The sequence below is a fragment of the Planotetraspora sp. GP83 genome (assembly GCF_041262585.1).
Classification (GTDB): domain Bacteria; phylum Actinomycetota; class Actinomycetes; order Streptosporangiales; family Streptosporangiaceae; genus JAOEGB01.
This window is the reverse complement of the sequence record NZ_JBGCBZ010000001.1, coordinates 502438-522680: the sequence shown is the minus strand read 5'-3', so window position 1 is coordinate 522680 and position 20243 is coordinate 502438. Positions and strand designations below refer to the sequence as shown.

Here is a 20243-nt window from a genome sequence, read left to right as displayed (position 1 = left end):
GGGCAGAGGCGGAGGGATGGTGCATTGCGACTATTGCGGCGACTGCTCGGCCGAACGCAGCCCAGTCCTCCCGCATCGAGGTCCATCGAGGATGTCGACCTCGACTCGCTTCTCGCCCTCGTCGCCGAGACGATGGGGTTCGCCTGCCACTTCGCCCCTGACGGCGCGTCGCTGACGCTGGGCTCGACGGGGCCGGGGGAGACGTCCGGCCGGATGGTCAACCTCGTCGGGCTCCGCCGGGAGGCGGGCCGCCGCTCCCGCGAGGACTGGCCGATGCTGGTCTCCGAGCACCTGGCCCATGCCGTGTCCGGCGAGCCGTTCGACGCCTGCAACCTCACGCCGATCCGGCCGCTGTTGCGCACGAGGATCCACACCGCCGACGACCCGGCGATCCCGGACCCGTCCCGGATCATCGGCCGCCACCTGAGCGCCGACCTGATCGAGGTGCTGACCATCGGCACCCGGCCGGTGCGTCCGGAGGAGGCCTTCTGCTGGCCGATCCCTCCGGGTGAGGCGCTCGACGTGGCGGTGGACAACGCGCTGGCCGACGAGCGGCCGGTCGTGTCGCGGCTCGATCTCGGCGGGACCGGCGTCTCGCTGCTGACGGCTCCGAGCGCTGCCGCGCACCTGCGCCGGCTCTCCGATCACATGCTCGTGCCGCCGGACGGCATGCTGGTCGCGCTTCCGCAGCGCCGGATGGCCGCCCTGCACCCCGTGGCGGGCATCGGGGTGGTGCGGGCCATCGAGCGGCTGCGGATGTTCGCCCAGCGGGAGTTCGACAGCCGGGACGAGGGGCTGAGCCCGCACGTCTACTGGTGGCACCGGGACCGGCTGACCCGCATCCAGGCCGACCTGGTCGCCCACGACGGGCAGACCCGCCTGGTCGTGGCGCCGCCGCCGGAGTTCGCCCGCCTGCTCGCGCGGATCGCCGGCCCGGCCAACTGAGCCCGCGGACCTGGACGTGCCGCTGAATCTCCTGCCGGAAGACCTCCGCAAGGCCCGGCAGCCGTGCAAGGCCGCCGCCCTGTATGGGGCCGGCCGCCCGCCCGCGGCTTCACCGAACTGCCTGAGCCGGACGTCTGGCCGTATAGTGACATCACGCGTCGTCCGTATCGATCAAAGGGAGCTATGGCCAAGGTCGGAATCAGTGACGTCGCCGCTCGCGCCGGGGTCAGCGAAGCGACCGTCAGCCGCGTGCTCAACCGCCGGGGTGTGGTCGCCGCCCGGACGCGCCGTGTCGTGGAGGACGCGATCCGGGAGTTGGGTTATGAGCGAGGAGGACAGAGCCAGCTCATCATCGTCCTGACCCCGGGCCTCGCCCAGCCCTTCTTCGGACGGCTCTGCGAGCTGATCGAGTCGGCGTTGGCTCCCCAGGGGTTCAAGGCCGTCGTGTGCTCCACGACGGTGGGCGGGTTGCAGGAGATCGACTTCATCACCTGCACCATGGATCTGGGCATCGCGGGGGCGGTCTTCGCCTCGGCGAGTAACACCCTGATCGGAGCCGATCCGGCGCCGTACCGGCTGCTGCAGGAACGCCAGATCCCCTTCGTCTCGATGAACGGCGCGATCGAAAGCGTCTGCGCCCCCAGCTTCTCCACGAACGACAAAGTGGCGGCGGCGCTGGCCGTCGACCACCTGTGGAACCTCGGCCACCGCGAGATCGGCATGATAGTCGGCCCGGTCGGGAACCGGCCGAGCGAGCGGCGCCTCAACGGTTTCGTCGAGGCGATGAGCTCACGCGGCGTCGACGATCCGCAGCGACTCGTCGTGCACCAGGTGTACAGCGTCGAAGGCGGCATGTCGGCCGCCGAGACCCTGCTGGACCAGGGCGTCACCGCCATCGTCGCGGCGAGCGACTACATGGCTCTTGGCGCCATCCGGACGGCGGGCCGCCGCGGTCTGTCCGTGCCGGGCGACGTGTCCGTCGTCGGATACGACGACTCTGAGATCATGGGCTTCGTCGACCCGCCCCTGACGACGGTCCGGCAGCCGGTCGAGCGGATCGCGCAGGCGATCTCCGCCGCCATGGTGCATCTGGTGAACAGGCGACCGGTGCCGGCGGGGGAGTTGATGTTCGACCCCGAGCTGATCATTCGCGGATCGACGGCCGCCCCTCGCGCCCAGTGACACCGGTCCCAGCCCACCAGGGTGATCCCGCGTAGGAGCGGTCCCCGGCTTTTGAACGGCTGGTTGCCGATGGGACATGTTCCCCGGCATCGGCGCCGGTCAGATCCGTCCTGAGATCCGTCCTGGGATCCGTCCTGGGATCCGTCCGCGACTCGTCCGCGACTCGTCCGCGATCCGTCCTCCGGTGACGGAGCCGTGGCAACGTGAAGGCTGCTGGCACATCCGCGCCTTCAGGCGCTGTTCATGCGCACGCGGTGTCCGACCGCGAGGGCCGTCCACTCATCCGCGACGCGGTCCCGGACCAGGCCCGTCGCCGTCGTCGTTGGGTCACGCGTCGCGTTGCCGTCTTGTAATGCACGTTTTTGTCCTGCTGTTGACGTGTTTATGACGTGTCTGTAACACTGACTTTCATGACGAGGAAGTCACCACCTGCGATGATGGCAGCAAGGGTGGACCGAAACGATCAATCTGGACATGTCCGGATTGATTCGAGCATGCGCGATCTTGTCGAGTCTTTCAGTTGGGCGTCAGCGCGCTCGTACGAGTGGGTTCAGACGGAACGGGACCCGGGATATCTGCCGAGTTACTGGGCGGGCCTGACGGACCGGCCCCTCTTCTATTCGAGAGACCTCGCCCATCAGATGCTCGGCGCCCACCTGCTGGGGTTGGATGCCGAGAACTTCGCGATGCTCCGGCAATTCGCCGGATCGTCGAACGGAGACCGCGCCTGGTATCCGTTGTGGGCATTCGAGTTCGACGGCACGCCGGCGGCCATCGACTACCACTCGGATGACGACTTCGTGCGGGAGATCCCCGCGCCTTTCGAACTCGTCGAGAAGGCGGTCGAGCAGTATCGCTGGACGGCGGACGACCGATTCCTGCGCGCTCCGGAAATCGCGTCGTTCCTGCGGAACACGATGACGTCGTTCGTCGACGCCCATGATCCCCTTGGGACGGGCGTCGCAGGGGAGCAGGGTACCGGGGACATCTTCCGCGGGACCGCCACCTACAACGAGGTGGAACGACCGCCGTACCTGCAGGTCGCCGCCGATGGGATCGCCAGCCAGTGGGCGGCGCACCAGGCACTCGGCTCAGTCACGGGCGCGGTGCTCGACGAGGAGTTCGCCGCGTGGAACCGCGGACGGGCGGAGGAACTCGGCGACCACTTCTCGACTTCATGGTGGTTGCCGGGCGACCAGCACTACGCGGCGGGCTTCACCGCCGAGGGGCCGGTCGGCGGATTCCGCCTGGAGAGCACGTGGTTCCCGGCGGTCAAGGGGATCATGCGTGAGGACCAGCGCTTGAGCGCCCACCTCGGCTTCCTCCGGTCCGGTCTGGAGGCGACGCCGCCGTCCAACATCGAGGCCTTCACCTACCTTCCGGAGGCGTTCTTCCGGTACGGCTGGGACGACGAGGCGTTGCGGTGGATGCGGTTCCTCGCCGGCTCGCGCGCGGACTACCCGGAGGTTCCCTTCACGCACGTCGCCCACGTCGCGGTCGGCCTGACCGGGTTGCAGCCGGGCACCGACGAGGGCGTCGTCCACACCCGCTCCCACCTTCCGGCCGGTGAGTGGATCGAAGTCGGCGGAGTCCGCGTCGGCGGTTCGATCGTCGGCGTGCGGCACGAGGGCCGGGAGGCCACCGAGTTCGAGGTGACCGGGGGACCAGGCGTGACCTGGACCTCGGCCTGGGACGACGGCCACGTCTTCACTGTCGACGTGCCGAACGGTTCACGCGTACGCGCAGGTGCCGACGGCAGCGTCGTCGTGCTCCACGAGCAGCGATAGATCACTAACAAAAAGGAGACCCCCCTTGCAGGGAAAGGCATTCGCCGCCGTCGCCGCCGCCTCGTTCCTCGCGCTCGCCGCGTGTAGCAGCGAGCCGAGCGGAGGCACCGGCACCGGCACCGGCACCACCACGATCACCTATGCCTTCTGGGGCAACAACGACGAATCCGCCACCATCAAGTCGATGATCGCGGCGTTCGAGAAGGCGAATCCAGGGATCAAGGTCGAGGCCAACTGGATTCAGAGCGACTACGAGCAGAAACTGCAAACCTCGATCGCGGGCGGTGACGCCCCCACCGTGGCGCAGATCTCCAACACCTCGCTGCCGAGCTTCGCCAACGCGTTCACGCCGGTCCAGGTCGACCCGAGCGTCTACTACTCGGCGGCCGTCGGCAAGGCCGGCAACGTCGGCGGCACCGACTACGCGGTCCCCTTCGTCGCCAAGAGCAAGGTCATGGCGGTCGACAAGGCCGCATTCGACTCGGCCGGCGTCGCCGTTCCCTCCGGCTCGACGCCGATCAGCACCCAGGACTTCGTGTCCGCCGCCAAGCGGCTGACGTCCGGGTCCGGGGCGAAGAAGGTCTACGGTTCCGCGCCCCTGTGGTACGACGGCTGGCTGATCGCGGAGGGTGGTTCCTACTACAGCCCGGACGCCCAGAACTGCACCATGGGCAACGCTGACGGAATCCGCGCCGCGCAGACCGTGGTCGACTCCACGAAGCCCGACGGGTTCGCGCCGAACCCGACCGACGCCCAGGGCCAGGACATGTTCCAGTGGCTCACCGACGGCAAGGTCGCCATGCTGCCCGACTTCGGGCCGTGGAACATCGCCAAGATCGCCGCGCTGGACACCTCGAAGTTCCTCATCGTGCCGATGCCCGGCAAGGGAGAGCCGATGGAGGTCGACAGCCTCGGCATCTCGAAGTCGGCGACAGAGGCCGAGCGCACCGCGGCGACGACCTTCACGAAGTTCATGAGCACGAGCCCTGACGCGCAGAACCTGCTGGCGACGACGACGTCCGCGCTCGGCGTCCCGGTCATCCAGGGATCGCTCGACACCTTCAAGGCGATCGCCCCGAAAGTGAACCTCCAGGCCTTCGTCGACGCCGTCACCAACGCGGTCACCACGCCCTACGTGAAGGACAAGGTGAAGATCGAGAGCACCTTCTCCACCGACCTCAACTCGCGCACCGCGATCGGCTCGGGGAAGGAGGACCCGGCGGTCGTGCTGCCGGAGCTTCAGGCCCAGTGCCAGAAGATGCTGGACGCGACCAAGTAGGACGACTGGAGTCGTTGGGCGGCGTAGAGAGAGAACATCGACATGTCGGACATCGTGCAGGGCCTCGAGGGACTACTCGAACGGCTGCACATCGATGCGGGAATCAGACCCATCCTGTCCTTGGTCATCCTGCTGGCCGCCGTGTTCGCGGTCATCTGCGCCGTCCTCTGGGGGGCTGTCCGAGCACGCTGGATCACGCGGAACACCGCGGCATTCTGGATCTTCGTCTCGCCATGGATCGTCGGCTTCCTCCTTTTCACGGGAGGGCCGATGGTGTACTCCCTGGTCCTGTCGTTCACGGATTGGAACCTCATCGACCCGGCGAAGTTCGTCGGGATCGCCAACTACAAGGAAGCGGTCTCGGATCCCGATCTCGGGCAAGCGATCAAGGTCACGCTCATCTACGCCGTCGTCAGCGTTCCGCTGCAGACGGTGCTCTCGCTGGCCGTGGCGCTGCTGATGAACATCAAGGTGCGCGGAATCCATGTGTTCCGCACTATCTGGTATCTGCCGTCGCTCGTCACCGGGGTGGCGCAGGCGGTGCTGTTCATCTGGGTCTTCAACCCGAGCTACGGTCTCGCCAACGGGCTGCTTCGCCTCTTCGGCGTCGAAGGGCCCAAATGGCTCTTCGACGCGCACTGGGCTCTGGCGACGGTGATCATCATGAGCCTCTGGACGGTCGGCGGAAACATGATCATCTATCTCGCGGGCCTGCAGGACATCTCCAAGGAACTCTACGAGGCCGCGGAAATCGACGGCGCCGGCCGATGGCGCCTTCTGTGGAACATCACGATCCCACAGGTGAGCCCCGTCATCTTCTTCAACGTGGTCACCGGGCTCATCTATGCGATGCAGACGTTCACTCAGGGATATGTGGTCACCCACAACGGGGGCGGCCCGGCCGACTCGCTCCTTTTCTACGTCCTTTACCTGTACAAGAACGCGTTCTCGTTCTTCCGGATGGGATACGCGTCGGCCCTGGCCTGGATCTTCTTCATCATGATCATGGTGCTCACGGCGCTCGTGTTCCGGGGAAGCGCCTTCTGGGTCTACTACGAATCGCAACGACCGAGGGAGCGAAGGCGGCGTGTCCATGTCGGCTAGCGCGAAAGCACCGACCGCGAAAGCACTGACCACGGCGGGCGGGTCGCGCCGTGCGCCGCTCGGCGGCCGGATCCTCGCGGTCACGTTGCTCGTGGTCGGGTCGGTCGGCTTCGTCTATCCGTTCCTCTGGATGATCGCGACCGCGTTGCGAACGCCGGAGGGTGTGTCGCATGGGGGAGTGTCGCTCTGGCCGATCCAGTGGCAGTGGTCCAACTTCGGCGACGGACTCGGTTCGTTCCCCTTCTGGGCGTATCTGCGCAACTCACTGCTGAGCACGCTCGTGCCGGTCGTCGCCGTGGTCTTCTCCTCGTCACTGGTCGGATTCGCGTTCGCGCGGATTCGGGCCCGGGGATCCGGCGTGCTCTTCGCGGTCGTCCTTTCGACGCTCCTACTTCCGCAGGAGGTGACGATCGTGCCGCAGTTCATCCTATTCAAGAATCTGGACATGATCGACACCCTGTGGCCGATCATCGTCCCGACCTTCTTCGGCTCCGCGTTCTTCATCTTCCTGTACCGGCAGTTCTATCTGCGACTGCCGGAGGCGCTGACGGACGCAGCGCTCATCGACGGCGCGGGCTGGTTCCGCATCTGGTTCTCGATTTATCTGCCGCTTTCCCGGCCGATCATCATCGCCACCGCGGTGCTGCAGTTCATGTCCTACTGGAACAACTTCTTCCAGGCCGCCATCTACCTGACGACGGATCGGTGGAAGACCCTGCCCCTCGCCCTGGCGGGTTTCCAGTCCGTCAACGGCGCGAACACTCCACTCCTGATGGCCACCGCCTTGGTGGTGACCTTTCCATGCGTACTGCTTTTCTTCATCGCCCAGCGCCACATCATCGGCGGAATATCATTCACGGGGAGCAAATGACCGACGTCGCATCGCCGTCGACCGTTACATTCTGGCTGCCGGGCACGACGCAGGCGCCGCCCGAGACACCCGTCGTCTTGGCCGGGAGCCACCCCGACGCCGGTCTCCGGCTGCAGGCGACCCGTTCAGCCGACGTGTGCGTGAGTGAGCTCCGAGAAGGTGTCTTCGAGGTCGTGTTCCGCACGCTCGGCGAGCCGCTCGGTTTCACCGCGACGATTCCCGCGACGGACGCCGCCGCCTGGTGGCGCCCCGGCAGCACCGTGCCGCACGCCACCATTCCGCCGTCATGGGGAGAGCCGTCCGACGTGACCGCCCTGCGGGGGCTCCCGATCGGGGCCCTGCTCGCGACGCACGACCTCGCACGGCTGCTCTACGCGGTCGACGCCGGCACGAGCGTGACCACGGTGCGGGCCGGTCTCGTGGAGGAGACCGCCGAATTCGCGATCATGGTCACGGTCGGCGCCTCCCGCACGTCGGATCACGTGAGGTTGCTCCTGGACGCATCCGGCCGATCCTTCGCGGAGGCCGTACCCGAGGCGGGACGGTGGCTCCAGGGGGAGGAAGGCCACCGTACGGCGCCGGGAGCCGAGGACCCTGTCCTGTGCACCTGGTACTTCGCGCACCAGCACGTCACAGCCGCCACCGTGCTCGCACAGGCCGATCGCGCGGCCGCGATGGGGTTCGGCACCGTCATCGTCGATGACGGCTGGCAGACGAACTCGCACGACCGGGGATACGGATCATGCGGCGACTGGGAGGCCGCGGAGGAGAAGTTCCCCGATGCGGCCGGCCTGGTCGACGCCCTGCGCGGCCGGGGGCTGCGAACCGTGTGGTGGGTCGGCACTCCCTTCCTGGGCCATCAGGCGAAGGCCCGCGACCTCGGGCTCTCGACGCTCCGCGACAGGCCCGAACTCCAGGCCGAGGTCCTGGACCCGCGCGACCCCTCCACCCGCGCCTACCTCGTCGGGCGGATGGAGGAGATCATCGCGCGGACGGCGGCGGATGGCCTGAAACTCGACTTTCTGGAAGAGTTCGAGGACCAGGGGGCGCCGGGGTCCGTGGCAGCGGCCGTCGACACCATGTCCGAGATCGTCGACAGGCTGCGAGGCCTCGGGACCGAGCCGCTGATCGAGTTCCGCGAGCCGTACGTGCACCCGGCGGTGGGGCGGTTCGCCTCGATGATCCGCGTCGGCGACTGCCCGCTGAACGCGGTCCAGAACCGCGTCGGCATCCTCGACCTCCGCCTGGCGCGGCCGGACACGCCGATCCACAGCGACCCGATCATGTGGGCCGAGGGTGACAGCCCGGAGCGGGTCGCCCATCACCTGATCAACGCAATCCTGGGCGTGCCGCAGATCTCCATGGACCTGGTGGGGCTTCCCGGTGAGCAGTCCGAGGCGCTGGCGTTCTGGCTCGGTGTCTGGCGCGAGTACCGCGACCTGTTGCTGCACGGCAGGCTCACGCCCGAGCGTCCCGACCTGCTGTACCCGGTGGCCCGCGTCCATGACGGCGGACGGCACCTCGTGGCGAGGTACGCCCCGCACACGATCCGGATCCCGGAGGGGGACTGGACGGAACTGCTGGTCGCGAACGCCGACGACAGCTCCCCGATCCTGGTGAACGAGAGAGACGAGGTGCGTGCCGGCCTGGAGATCTGGGACGCCAGGGGACGGCGGGTCGCCGATGGGGGCGTCGTCCTGGGCCGCGGGCCCCACGCGTTGAGCGTCCCCTCGGGAGGGCTCGCCCGGCTGCGGCGGCCCATGACCGCCGCCGCGGAGGCCGTTATAGAGTCGGGCCACGCATGACCACTACAGAGAATCCGGGCATCGTCCTCGTGCCCCACACGCACTGGGACCGCGAGTGGTACGAGCCCTTCCAGGTGTTCCGCCACCGCCTCGTCGACGCGCTCGACCGTGTGCTCGACATGGCGGAGGCCGACCACACCTTCCGGTTCACCCTCGACGGGCAGACCGCGGCGATCGAGGACTACCTCGAGATCCGGCCCCAGCACCTCGACCGCGTGCGCGCGGCCGTACGACGGGGGCAACTCGCGCTCGGCCCCTGGCTCATCCTGCTCGACGAGTTCCTCTGCACCGGCGAGACGATCGTGCGCAACCTCCAGTTGGGATGGGCGGGCGCGGAACGCCTGGGCGGTGCGATGGACATCGGCTACCTGCCCGACATGTTCGGCCACATCGCACAGATGCCGCAGATTCTCGCGCGGGCCGGCATCCGGCACGCCGCGTTCTGGCGCGGCGTGCCCGGAAGCGTGACCGGCCACGCGTTCCGCTGGGTCGCCCCCGACGGTTCGAGCGTGCGCGCGGAATATCTCTTCGACGGGTACGGCAATGCCCTCGACGTGCTGCTCGTCCCCGACGAGATCCCCCGCGCGCTGCGCGACTACCGCGCGCTCACCCGATCCCGCTGGGGCGCGGACCCCATCCTCGGGATGGTCGGGACCGACCACATGGCGCCCCGTGCGGACCTGATGGACCTGGTCCGGCGCTTCGACTCGCCGGACTTTCCCATCACGGTCGCCACCCTCGGCGAATACATCCACGGGCTGCCGGACGACGGCGACCTGACGCGGGTCCACGGAGAGCTCCGCAGCCACGCCCGCGGCAACATCCTGCCGGGGGTCGTCTCCATTCGCCGCCGGCTCAAGGACGCCATGGCGGAGGCCGAGCGCGTCGTCGGTGAGGCGGAACGCGTGTCCCTCGGCGTCCCTCTCGACCGGACGGCTCCCTTCCTCGACCTGGCGTGGCGCGACATCGTCGAGTCCAGCGCACACGACTCGGTGGTCGGGTCCGGCACCGACGAGACGGTCGAACAGGTCGCGTCGCGTCTCGCCGAGGCGGCGCAACTCGGCCGTGCCGTACGCGACCAGGCCGTCAGTGAGGCCGCCCTGGAGGTGCCGAGCGACGCGATCCTGGTCGTCAACACCCTCACCTCGCCGCGCACGATTGTCGTCGAGACCGACGTCGCGGCGCCGTCCGACGGGCTGGCGGTCAGCGCGACGCTCCCCGACGGGCGACGGCTCCCCGTGCAGGAGTCGGGCCGCGCGCCGGTGGTCCTCGGAGACGAGGTCTGGGAGGCCGCGGACGTCGAACGGGTCCTGCGGCGGATCCACCGCCGCGAGCTGTTCGGCCAGGAAATCGACAGGTACGAGATCGTCCCCGGCGGTCTCACCTTCTGGGTCGCGCAGGTGCCCTCGACGCCGGCGTTCGACCTGCTCGCCCTCCGGAGCGAACTCCGCCGCGCGGTCGACGCGCACCCGGGCCCGTGGAACGTGCGGACCCTGGCGGAGCCGAGAAGGAGCGTCCTCATCCCGGTTCTCGTGGGCGCTTCCGGGAGCACCGCCGTACGGATTGCCCAGGATCCGGGCGACGCGCCCGGTGCGCCTCCCGGTCCGGTACCGCGCGCGTCGGGGTCCCGCCTGGACAACGGGCTCGTCTCCGTGGAGGTGCTCCCCGACGGCACCTTCGACGTACGCGGGCAGGACGGGACCGTGCTGCACGGGGTCGGTCGTCTGGTGGACGGGGGCGACCGGGGCGACAGCTACAACTACGGCCCGCCGGCCTTCGATCGGCTGGTCGAGGCACCGGCGAGCGTCGAGGTGCGGGTCGTGGAGTCCGGACCGGTCCGCGCCGCCGTCGAGATCGACCGGCGGTACGGACTGCCGACCGCGTTGAGCGAAGACCCCGACCGCCGCTCGGACAAGATCCTGGACATGCCGGTGCGCACGCGGGTCGAGCTACGCGCCGGCGAGCCGTTCGCGCGCGTGTCCGTCTCATTCGTGAACGTCGTGGCCGATCACCGGCTGAGGCTGCACGTCCCCCTGCCGCGGCCCGCGTCGCACTCCTCGGCCGAGGGCCAGTTCTCGGTCACCGATCGCGGGCTGACCAACGAGGGCGGCTGGGGGGAATTCCCGATTCCCACCTATCCGGCCACCGGTTTCGTGTCCTCGGGCGACGCGACCGTCCTGCTGCGCGGCGCCACGGAGTACGAGCTTGCCGCGGACGGCGCGGAACTCGCCGTGACGCTTCTCCGCTCGGTGGGGTCGATAAGCGTCAACGTCCATCCGCTGCGGGACGAACCGGCCGCGTCCCAGATCCCGATCCCCGGCGGCAGGGAACTCGGCAGCGAGATCAACGTGGATCTGGCCATCCTCCCGTCCGCGGGCGGCTGGCGCGCCGCCGACACGGTCCGCTGGGCCGAGCACTTCCGCTCGCCAGGGCTGTGGCGGCACGGTTCGGCCGAGCCGGGTGCCGCGCTGCCACCGGCCCGGTCGGGCATCGAGGTCTCCGGCCGGGGCGTCCACGTGTCGGCGCTGCGCGCGGTGCCCATCGGGGTAGAGCTGCGGATCGTCGCCATGACGCCGGAGCCCACCGTGGCGACCGTCGCGGGCCCGTACGAGGCCGCGACCACCGTCGACCTGCTCGGCCGGCCCATCGAACGTCTCCCTGCCGCGTCCGTGCGAGAGATCCCACTGCAGCCGTGGGAAATCCGCACCTTCCACCTGAGCTAGGTCATGCCGACATTTACCGACACGTCCTTTCGATTGGCAGTCCACGAGATCGTCTCGCCGCCCACAGGGGCGGAACCGCCACGCGCGCGGACGCGCTCGGACGCGGGTGTGCTCTCCCTCGACGGCACCTGGCGGTTCGCCTGGTCGCCCACCGCGCACACCGGGAAGGACCCCTCGGATCCCGGTGACACGTGGGACGAGATCCCGGTTCCCGCCCATTGGCAGGTGTGCGGTTACGGCGCCCCCGCGTACACGAACGTCCGTTATCCGTTCCCGATCGACCCACCCCGCGTGCCCGAAGCGAATCCCACCGGTGAATACCGCAGGATCGTCCGGCGTCCGCCCGGATGGGACACCGGGCGCGTGCTCCTCCGGTTCGACGGCGTCGACTCGTGGTTCGAGGTGTGGGTGAACGGCTCGCCCGCCGGCCGGTCCTCGGGGAGCCGGCTCACGGTCGAGTTCGACGTGACCGGCCTGCTCACCGGGGGCGACGACGTGCTGGCTGTGCGGGTACACCAGTGGAGCTTCGCCAGCTACGTCGAGGACCAGGATCAGTGGTGGTTGTCGGGGATCTTCCGCTCGGTCGCCCTGCTGCATCGCCCTGAGCACGGCATCCACGACGTGCGCATCGTCGCGGACTACGACCACCGCAGCGGGGACGGCCTGCTGCGGGTGGAGGCGAAGAGCACGCGACCGGTGACGGTGGAGGTGCCCGAGCGCGACGTCCGGGGAGCCGCTGGGGAGACGATCCACCTGACGTCGGTGGAACCGTGGTCGGCCGAGGCGCCGCGTCTCTACCGGGTCCTGATCGCCGGCGAGGCCGAGACGATCTCGGCCGACATCGGATTCCGCACGGTCTCCGTCGAGGACGGCCGGCTCCTGCTCAACGGCGCTCCGCTCGTGTTCCGCGGAGTGAACCGCCATGACATCGACGCCCGCTCGGGACGCGCGGTGACGTGGGAGACCATGGAACGCGACGTGGTCCTGATGAAGCGGCACAACGTCAACGCCGTGCGCACCAGTCACTATCCGCCCGATCCCTACTTCCTCGAACTGTGTGATCGGTACGGCCTGTACGTGGTGGAGGAGTGCGACATCGAGACGCACGGATTCTCGCTGGTCGACTGGCGCGGAAATCCGTCCGACGATCCCGCGTGGGGCGAGGTGTACCTGGACCGGATGCGGCGCATGGTCGAGCGTGACAAGAACGCGACGAGCGTCGTGATGTGGTCCCTAGGGAACGAGGCCGGGTGGGGGCGCAATCTCGCCGCCAACTCCCGATGGACGAAGGAACGCGACCCGAGCCGTCCCATCCACTACGAGCAGGACACCGAGTGCGAGGAAGCCGGCGTCTACAGTCGTATGTATCCGACCTTCGACGAACTCGAGGCCATCGGCCGGCATGAGGAACCGGAGTCGGCCGATCCCGCACGGGACGCGCATCGGCGGGCGCTGCCCATGGTCATGTGCGAATACGGGCACGCCATGGGGAACGGCCCCGGCGGGCTGGCGGACTACGAGGCCATCGTCGACGCGCATCCCCGGCTGGCCGGTGGCTTCGTCTGGGAATGGATCGACCACGGACTCGAGGGTGCGGGTCCCGATGGGCGCCGCACGTACCTGTACGGAGGCGACTTCGGAGAGCCGGTGCACGACGGGTCGTTCGTGATCGACGGTCTGGTCTTCCCTGACCGTACGCCCTCACCCGCCCTGGCCGAGTTCGCCGCCGTCATCGCGCCCGTGCGGATGCGCGTCGACGGAGGCGACCTCGTGGTGGAGAACCGCTGGAGCTTCACGACCACGGGTGATGTGGTCTTCTCGTGGTCACTGGAGTCGGACGGCGAAGCCGTGGGCAGCGGGCCGCTGGACGTGCCCGTGGTGGGACCGCTCTCGGCCGCGCGGTTCACGCTTCCGCCAGCCGTACGCGCCGCCGAGTCGAGCGCACCTCCGGGCGGGGACCTCTGGCTGACGGTGACCGCGACGACCGGGAGCGCGAGCCCCGGTGTCGAAGCGGGACACGTCCTCTCACGGGCCCAACAGCGGTGCCGCGCCACCGCGCCGCGACGTGCTTCCGCGCGGACACCCGACACGGCGTCCGCCCGGCGATTCGACGATTCCGGGCACCCGGAGGCACTGGGGCACTTCCCGGTCGCCCACGTGGGTCTCGACATCTGGCGTGCCCCGACGGAGAACGACCGGTATGCCGGCAACGGCGAGACGTCGTCGTTGGAGAGCCGCTGGCGAGAGGCCGGCTTCGACCGCCTCGTCGAGCGGACGACCGACGTCAAAGTGAGCGGCGCGTCCGCGCGCCGCGCCGCGCGATACGGGTCCGCGGGGCTCGACACGGGATTCGACGTCGACTACCTCTGGACCGCACGGGGCGACGGCTTCCGTCTCGAGGTCACGATCGAGCGCCGCGGCGAATGGCGGCTCCCGCTTCCACGGCTGGGGATCGTCCTCGCGCTGCGCGCCGCCGACCCCGGCTCCGCCGTACTCGAATGGCTCGGGCTGGGACCGGGGGAGAGCTATCCCGACTCCCGTTCCGCCAACTGGTATGGACGGCATCGCATGACGGTCCGCGAGGCGCAGGTGCCCTACGTCGTTCCGCAGGAGAACGGTAACCGATCGGAGGTCTCCCGGCTGAGTCTCACCGTACCCGAGGGCTGCCTGCGCATCGAGAGCCTGCACCAATTCGACGCCGCCGTGCGTCCGTGGTCGACCGAGCGGCTCGAACGTGCCCGGCACCTTGCCGAGCTCGACGAAGACGGGCTCCTCTGGGTCCATCTGGCGGCGGGCGTCACGGGATTGGGGTCGGCGGCCTGCGGTCCGGGAGTCCGGCGGCGGGCGCAGTACCGTGCCGGGCGCGCGCGCCTCGTCCTCGATTTCGTCAGCGAGAGGAGCTAGCTGGTGCGGGCATCGCTCGCCGTCACCGACTTCGGGGCGATTCCCGATGGTCACTCCGATGCGGCGCCCGCAGTCGGAGCGGCCCTCCAGGCCGTCGCCGCCTTGGGGCGGCCGGTGGTGCTCCGTTTCCCCCCCGGCGACTACCATCTCTGGCCGGAGGTCGCACAACGTCGTGAGCTGTACGTTTCCAACACGGTGGGGGACGATTCGCGATATCGCGACAAGACGATCGCCCTGCTCATCGAGGCGATGGATGATCTCGTCATCTCGGGGGAGGGGGCCCGTCTGATCCTCCACGGTATCCAGACGACCTTCGCCGTCATCGACTCGCGCCGGGTGCGGGTCGACGGGCTCGAGTTCGATTTCGCCGTGCCGACGGTCGTCGACGCCACGGTAGTGGAGGCGGGCGTCGCGGCGGGGCGGCCGTTCCGCGTGATCCGGGTGCCCGAGACCACGCTGTTCTCCGTCGAAGGACGCTCGATTCGCTGGCACGGAGAGGTCCTCGGCTCGGGCGCCGTCGCCTGGGAGGGCCGCGATTCGCTCGAGTACACACAGATCCATGATCCCTCCAGCGGGCGGACGCGCCGTGGTCCGAACCCGCTCTTCGAGAACGTCCGGTCGATCGAGGCGGTGGGACACCGTGAGGTCCGGATCGACTACGACCATGACGAGGAACCGGCCGATCTCGGTCTCGTCTACGAGATGCGCCTGACGACACGCGATCACCCTGGCGCGCTCGTGTTCGACAGCTCAGACGTGACGTTGTCCGGGCTGCGTTTCCGATTCCTGCACGGCTTCGGCGTCGTCGCGCAGGGGAGCCGTGACGTCGCCATCGATAGCTGTGAGTTCCGGACTCCACCGGGCAGCGGGCGGCACACGGCGGGTTTCGCCGACTTCGTTCAGTTCTCCGGATGCTCGGGTCATGCCGTCGTGCGCGATTGCGTTTTCGACGGGCCGCACGACGACCCGGTCAACGTGCACGGCACCTATCTCCGCGTCGCCGGTCAGCCGGATCGCCGCACGTTGGAGCTCGAGTACGCGCATACGGAAACGGCCGGACTGCCCCAGTTCTCCCCGGGTGACCAGATCGAGATCGTCAATCGGGAGACGCTCCAGCCGATCGCCTCGGCGACCGTGGAGCGCGTACAGCAGCCGAGCGGTCGCGACCACACCCGCCCGCTCAGGAGCATCACCCTGACCTGCGCGTCCGAGCTTCCGGGTGATCTGGCCGACTTGGCCGCGGTGGAGAACGTCACCCGCACGCCGGCCGTGCACATCGCCCGCAACGTCTTCCGCAATGTGCCGACGCGCGGCGTGCTCGTGACCACCCGGCGGCAGGTCCTGATCGAGGAGAACCGTTTCGAACGCCCGGGAATGGCCGGCGTCTACGTCTCCTGCGACGCCGGCGAGTGGTGGGAATCCGGGCCGGTGCGCGATCTGACCGTCCGCGGCAACGAGTTCGTCGAACCGGGTGGGCCGGCGGTCTTCGTTGATCCGCGGATCGCGCGGGCCGACTCCGCGCACCCGGTCCACCGCGGCGTCGTCGTCGAAGGGAACCGCTTCGTGCTCGACGAGGCGCCGGCGCTCGATGCCGCGAGCACCCAGGGCATTCGCTTCAGGGACAACGGCATCGTGCGCTCAGGGCCAGAGGGCTGGGACATCGTCCTCCGGGCGTGCTCCGACGCGGACATCGAGCACGATGTCGACGAGCGGCCATTGCGGATCAGGAAGATCCGATAACTGACGTCAGCTCAGCGCCAGGGCCGTGCGGACCAGGTGGATGTGGCTGAACGCCTGGGGGAAGTTGCCGAGCTGGCGCCCGTGCCGGGGGTCGTACTCCTCGGCGAGCAGGCCGACGTCGTTGGCGACGGCGAGCAGCCGCTCGTACAGTTCCAGGGCCTCGGCCTTGCGGCCCACCAGGGCCCGGGCCTCGGCGAGCCAGAAGCTGCAGGCCAGGAAGGCGCCCTCGCCGCCCGGCAGCCCGTCGACGTCGTTGTCCTCGGCGACCGGGTAGCGGAGCACGAAGCCGTCCGTCATCAGCTCCCGCTCGATCGCCTCGATCGTCCCGATCACCCTGGGGTCCTCGGGCGGCAGGAACCCGACGATGGGGATGAGCAGCAGCGCCGCGTCCAGCTCGCGGGAGCCGTACGACTGGGTGAACGTGCCGCGCTCGGGGTCGAAGCCCTTCTCGCAGACCTCGGCGTGGATCCGGTCCCGAAGGGCCAGCCAGCGGTCGACCGGGCCCGTGCGGCCCAGCTCCTCGACCACGCGGACGACCCGGTCGGCCGCCACCCACGCCATGACCTTGGAGTGCACGAAGTGCCGGCGGGGGCCCCTGACCTCCCACAGGCCCTCGTCGGGCTTGTCCCAGTTGGACTCCAGGAATTCCATGAGCCTCCGGACCATGGCCCAGGCGTGGTCGTCGGGCGGCATCCCCTGCTTGCGGGCCTGGTAGAGGCAGCTGATCACCTCGCCGTAGACGTCGAGCTGGAGCTGGCCGGCCGCGGCGTTGCCGATCCTCACGGGCCGGGAGCTCTCGTAACCGGGCAGCCAGTCGAGCGTGAGCTCGGGAAGCCGGCGCTCGCCCGCCACGCCGTACATGACCTGCAGGTCCTCGGGGCGGCCCGCGATGGCCCGGAGCAGCCACGAACGCCAGGCGCCGGCCTCCTCGACGTATCCGGACAGGGTCAGCGCGTCGAGCGTCATCGCGGCGTCGCGCAGCCAGCAGAAGCGGTAGTCCCAGTTGCGGACGCCGCCGAGATTCTCGGGCAGCGACGTGGTGGGGGCGGCGACGATGCCGCCCGTGGGGCTGTACGTGAGGGCCTTGAGCGTGATGAGCGAGCGGACGACGGCGTCCCGCCAGGGTCCGTTGTAGCGGCAGCGGGCGACCCACTCCTCCCACATCAGCTGGGTCTCGGCGAGCTGTGCGACGGGGTCGACGGGCTCGGGCCGCGGCCGGTGCGACGGGTGCCAGGTGAACACGAAGGTCTCGCGCTCCCCGGCCGACACCGTGAACGTGCCGGTGTGCCGGTAGCCGCCGCCCTTCAGCCGGACGGTGGTGCGGAGCCAGACCGAGTCGGGGCCGCCGATGGCGTGGAGATCGCCGTCGGCGCGGCGGACCCAGGGGACGATCCGGCCGTAGTCGAAGCGGATGCGGATCTCGGCGGTCATCTCGACGGTGCCCGTCAGGCCCTCCACGATCCGGATCAGGTCGGGGCTGGTGTGGCGCGGCGACATGAAGTCGGTGACCTTGACCGCGCCCGTGGGCGTCTCCCACACGGTCTCCAGGATCAGGGTGTCCGCGATGTAGGCGCGCCGGGTCGCGGTCTCCGCCCCCGCCGGGGCCAGCCGCCAGAAGCCGTTGAACTCGTCCCCGAGCAGGCGGGCGAAGCACGACGGCGAGTCGAACCGGGGCAGGCAGAGCCAGTCGACCGACCCGTCGCGGCCGACCAGGGCGGCCGACTGCGTGTCGCCAATGAGGGCGTAGTCCTCGATCCGCATGGGCGCCACGCTACCCGGCGGGTCTATCTGGAGGCGCGCAGCACCTTCATGAAGAGCTGGGTCAGGGGGCCGATGGTGACGGCGAAGACGACCGTCCCCACGCCGACGGTGCCGCCGAGCAGCCAGCCCGCGCCGAGCACGGTGAGCTCCACGAGCGTACGGCCCAGCCGGATCGACAGGCCCAGCCGGGCGAGGCCGGTCATCAGCCCGTCCCGCGGCCCGGGGCCGAAGCCGGCGTTGATGTAGAGGCCGGAGGCGGCCGCGATACAGACGATGCCGCCCAGCAGGAAGGCCCACTTCGCCGCCCATTGCCCGGGCTCGGGGACCAGCCACATCACGAGGTCGGCGAAGGTGCCCACCAGCAGGACGTTGCTGATCGTGCCGAGCCCGGGCCGCTGGCGCAGCGGGATCCACAGGAGCAGGACGAGGGCGCCGACGAGGTTGATGCACACCCCCATCGACCAGCCCGTCCGGACCGACAGGCCCTGATGGAAGACCTCCCAGGGGTCGAGGCCGAGGCCGGACTGGACGAGCAGCCCGATCCCGGAGCCGTAGGCGGTGAGACCGAGGTAGAGACGCAGAAGCCGAGACGAAAGGGAACCAGACCGGGGCAGCGAAAGCTCACTCATAGTGGTTTCCATCTTTCGGGCCATTTACTTGTAAATAAAGAGCCAATCAGGAAAAGTGGCCTTATGGACCGGTATCTTAGTGCGCCGCAGCTCGCCCGCCTCCTGGAGGTCCCGCCGGACGCCCGGCCGTACTACAAGGTCCTGGCGGAAGCGGTGCGCGGCCTGATCCTGGACGGGCGGCTGCCCGTCAGGGTGCGGGTCCCGGCGGAGCGCCACCTCGCCGAGGCGCTGGGGGTCAGCCGGACGACCGTGACCACCGCCTACGACCGGCTGCGCGAGCAGGGCTACCTGGAGAGCCGCCAGGGGTCGGGAAGCTGGACCGCCCTGCCGGACCCGGGCACGCTCGGGGCCGACAACCCGTGGATCACCCCTGACCACGACGGCCTGCTCCCGCTGCACACCGCCGCGCCGCCCGCGCCCGCGCTTCTCGGCGAGGCGATCGCCGAGGCCGGGCGAGGCTACCACCGGTACGCGCTGGGCATGGGCTACGACCCCATCGGGCTGCCGGCGCTCCGGGAGGCCATCGCCGGGCGGTATCGCGAGCGCGGCGTGGCCACCCGGCCCGACCAGATCATCGTCACGACCGGCGCCCAGCAGGCCATCCACCTGCTGATGACCCTGTTCGCCGGGCCGGGGGACCCGGTGCTCGTGGAGTCGCCGACGTACCCGCACGCGATCGACGTCGCGCGGATGCGCGGCGCCCGCCTGGTGCCGGTCGGCATCCCCGAGGACGGCTGGCATCTCGACCTGGTGACCTGCGCGATGCGGCAGTCGGCGGCGAGGCTGGCCTACGTCATCCCGGACTTCCACAACCCCACCGGCCACCTCATGGGCGACGAGGACAGGGCGGAGCTCGTGGCGGCCGCGCGGCGGTACGACACCACGCTGCTCGTGGACGAGACCTGGGCCGAGACGGCCATCGACGACGTCGGCTCGCCCCCGCCCCTCGCGTCCTTAGACACCGACGGGCGGGTGATCAGCATCGGGTCGGCGTCCAAGCTGTGGTGGGGCGGCCTGCGGATCGGCTGGGTCAGGGGCACCGCCGCGCTGGTCCGCCGTCTCGCGATGCTGCGGGCGGCCGTGGACATCGCCAGCCCGGTCTTCGAGCAGCTCGTCGTGGCGCACCTGTTCGGGCGCATCGAGGAGACCCGTGAGGAGCGCCGCCGCGCACTCGGCGACTCCCGCTCGGCCCTCATCGCCGCGCTGCGCGAGGAGCTGCCCTCCTGGAGCTTCACGACGCCCTCGGGCGGGGGCTCGCTGTGGGTGCGGCTGGACTCTCCCGTGGCGAGCGCGGTGGCCGAGGCGGCCGCCTCCCGCGGCGTACGGCTCGCGCCGGGCCCGTGGTTCGGCGTCGAGGGGACGCTCGAACGCTACCTTCGGCTGCCGTTCACCCAGCCGGCGCAGATCCTGGAGGAGGCGGTCCGCCGCATCGCGGGCTCTCCCGCCCCGTACGGCTACCGCCCCCGGACGCCGCTCACCCCGACGCTGTGAGGGTCACCCCGACGCTGTGAGG

Annotated in this window: 13 protein-coding genes; 11 read left to right on the top strand and 2 right to left on the bottom strand. The window is 69.6% G+C overall.

Annotated elements, in window-relative coordinates; translation table 11 throughout:
• Window positions 1–24: 24 nt before the first annotated feature.
• The 10 genes from ABH927_RS02415 (at window position 25) to ABH927_RS02370 (ending at window position 16340) form a co-directional block, all read left to right on the top strand.
• The gene (locus tag ABH927_RS02415) at window positions 25–945 is read left to right on the top strand and encodes a hypothetical protein (protein WP_370017752.1); all 921 of its coding nucleotides are present in this window, start codon (window positions 25–27) and stop codon (window positions 943–945) included.
• Between the two features lie 183 nt (window positions 946–1128).
• On the top strand, window positions 1129–2127 hold the full coding sequence (locus ABH927_RS02410) for a LacI family DNA-binding transcriptional regulator (RefSeq protein WP_370017751.1): 999 nt from the start codon (window positions 1129–1131) through the stop codon (window positions 2125–2127).
• Between the two features lie 494 nt (window positions 2128–2621).
• Window positions 2622–3914, top strand: a complete 1293-nt coding sequence (locus tag ABH927_RS02405; RefSeq protein WP_370017750.1) for a hypothetical protein — start codon at window positions 2622–2624, stop codon at window positions 3912–3914.
• A 25-nt stretch (window positions 3915–3939) separates the two neighbouring features.
• A complete protein-coding gene (locus tag ABH927_RS02400; protein ID WP_370017749.1) occupies window positions 3940–5193 on the top strand; it encodes an extracellular solute-binding protein in 1254 nt (417 codons plus the stop codon).
• Between the two features lie 42 nt (window positions 5194–5235).
• Entirely contained in the window at window positions 5236–6297 is a 1062-nt protein-coding gene (locus ABH927_RS02395) for a carbohydrate ABC transporter permease (RefSeq protein WP_370017748.1), read from the top strand.
• A gap of 91 nt (window positions 6298–6388) precedes the next feature.
• A complete protein-coding gene (locus ABH927_RS02390; RefSeq protein ID WP_370017844.1) occupies window positions 6389–7168 on the top strand; it encodes a carbohydrate ABC transporter permease in 780 nt (259 codons plus the stop codon).
• Window positions 7165–8973, top strand: a complete 1809-nt coding sequence (locus ABH927_RS02385; protein ID WP_370017747.1) for an alpha-galactosidase — start codon at window positions 7165–7167, stop codon at window positions 8971–8973. The genes ABH927_RS02390 and ABH927_RS02385 overlap by 4 nt, the downstream gene beginning before the upstream one ends.
• Entirely contained in the window at window positions 8970–11696 is a 2727-nt protein-coding gene (locus ABH927_RS02380; protein ID WP_370017746.1) for an alpha-mannosidase, read from the top strand. Before ABH927_RS02385 ends, ABH927_RS02380 begins: the two co-directional genes overlap by 4 nt.
• Before the next feature lie 33 nt (window positions 11697–11729).
• Entirely contained in the window at window positions 11730–14600 is a 2871-nt protein-coding gene (locus tag ABH927_RS02375) for a glycoside hydrolase family 2 TIM barrel-domain containing protein (protein ID WP_370017745.1), read from the top strand.
• A 3-nt stretch (window positions 14601–14603) separates the two neighbouring features.
• Window positions 14604–16340 (top strand): hypothetical protein, encoded by a 1737-nt coding sequence (locus ABH927_RS02370; protein ID WP_370017744.1) that lies wholly within the window; start codon window positions 14604–14606, stop codon window positions 16338–16340.
• Window positions 16341–16346: 6 nt separating this feature from the next.
• On the opposite strand, the gene ABH927_RS02365 is transcribed toward ABH927_RS02370, so the two are convergent.
• Both ABH927_RS02365 and ABH927_RS02360 read right to left on the bottom strand, forming a co-directional pair.
• The gene (locus ABH927_RS02365) at window positions 16347–18101 is read right to left on the bottom strand and encodes a glycoside hydrolase family 15 protein (RefSeq protein WP_370017743.1); all 1755 of its coding nucleotides are present in this window, start codon (window positions 18099–18101) and stop codon (window positions 16347–16349) included.
• A gap of 23 nt (window positions 18102–18124) precedes the next feature.
• Window positions 18125–18730 (bottom strand): YitT family protein, encoded by a 606-nt coding sequence (locus tag ABH927_RS02360; protein WP_370017742.1) that lies wholly within the window; start codon window positions 18728–18730, stop codon window positions 18125–18127.
• A gap of 63 nt (window positions 18731–18793) precedes the next feature.
• Here ABH927_RS02360 and ABH927_RS02355 point away from each other — a divergent pair, with 63 nt between their 5' ends.
• Window positions 18794–20221: a PLP-dependent aminotransferase family protein gene (locus tag ABH927_RS02355; protein ID WP_370017741.1), complete on the top strand. Its 1428-nt coding sequence runs from the start codon at window positions 18794–18796 to the stop codon at window positions 20219–20221.
• Window positions 20222–20243 lie beyond the last annotated feature (22 nt).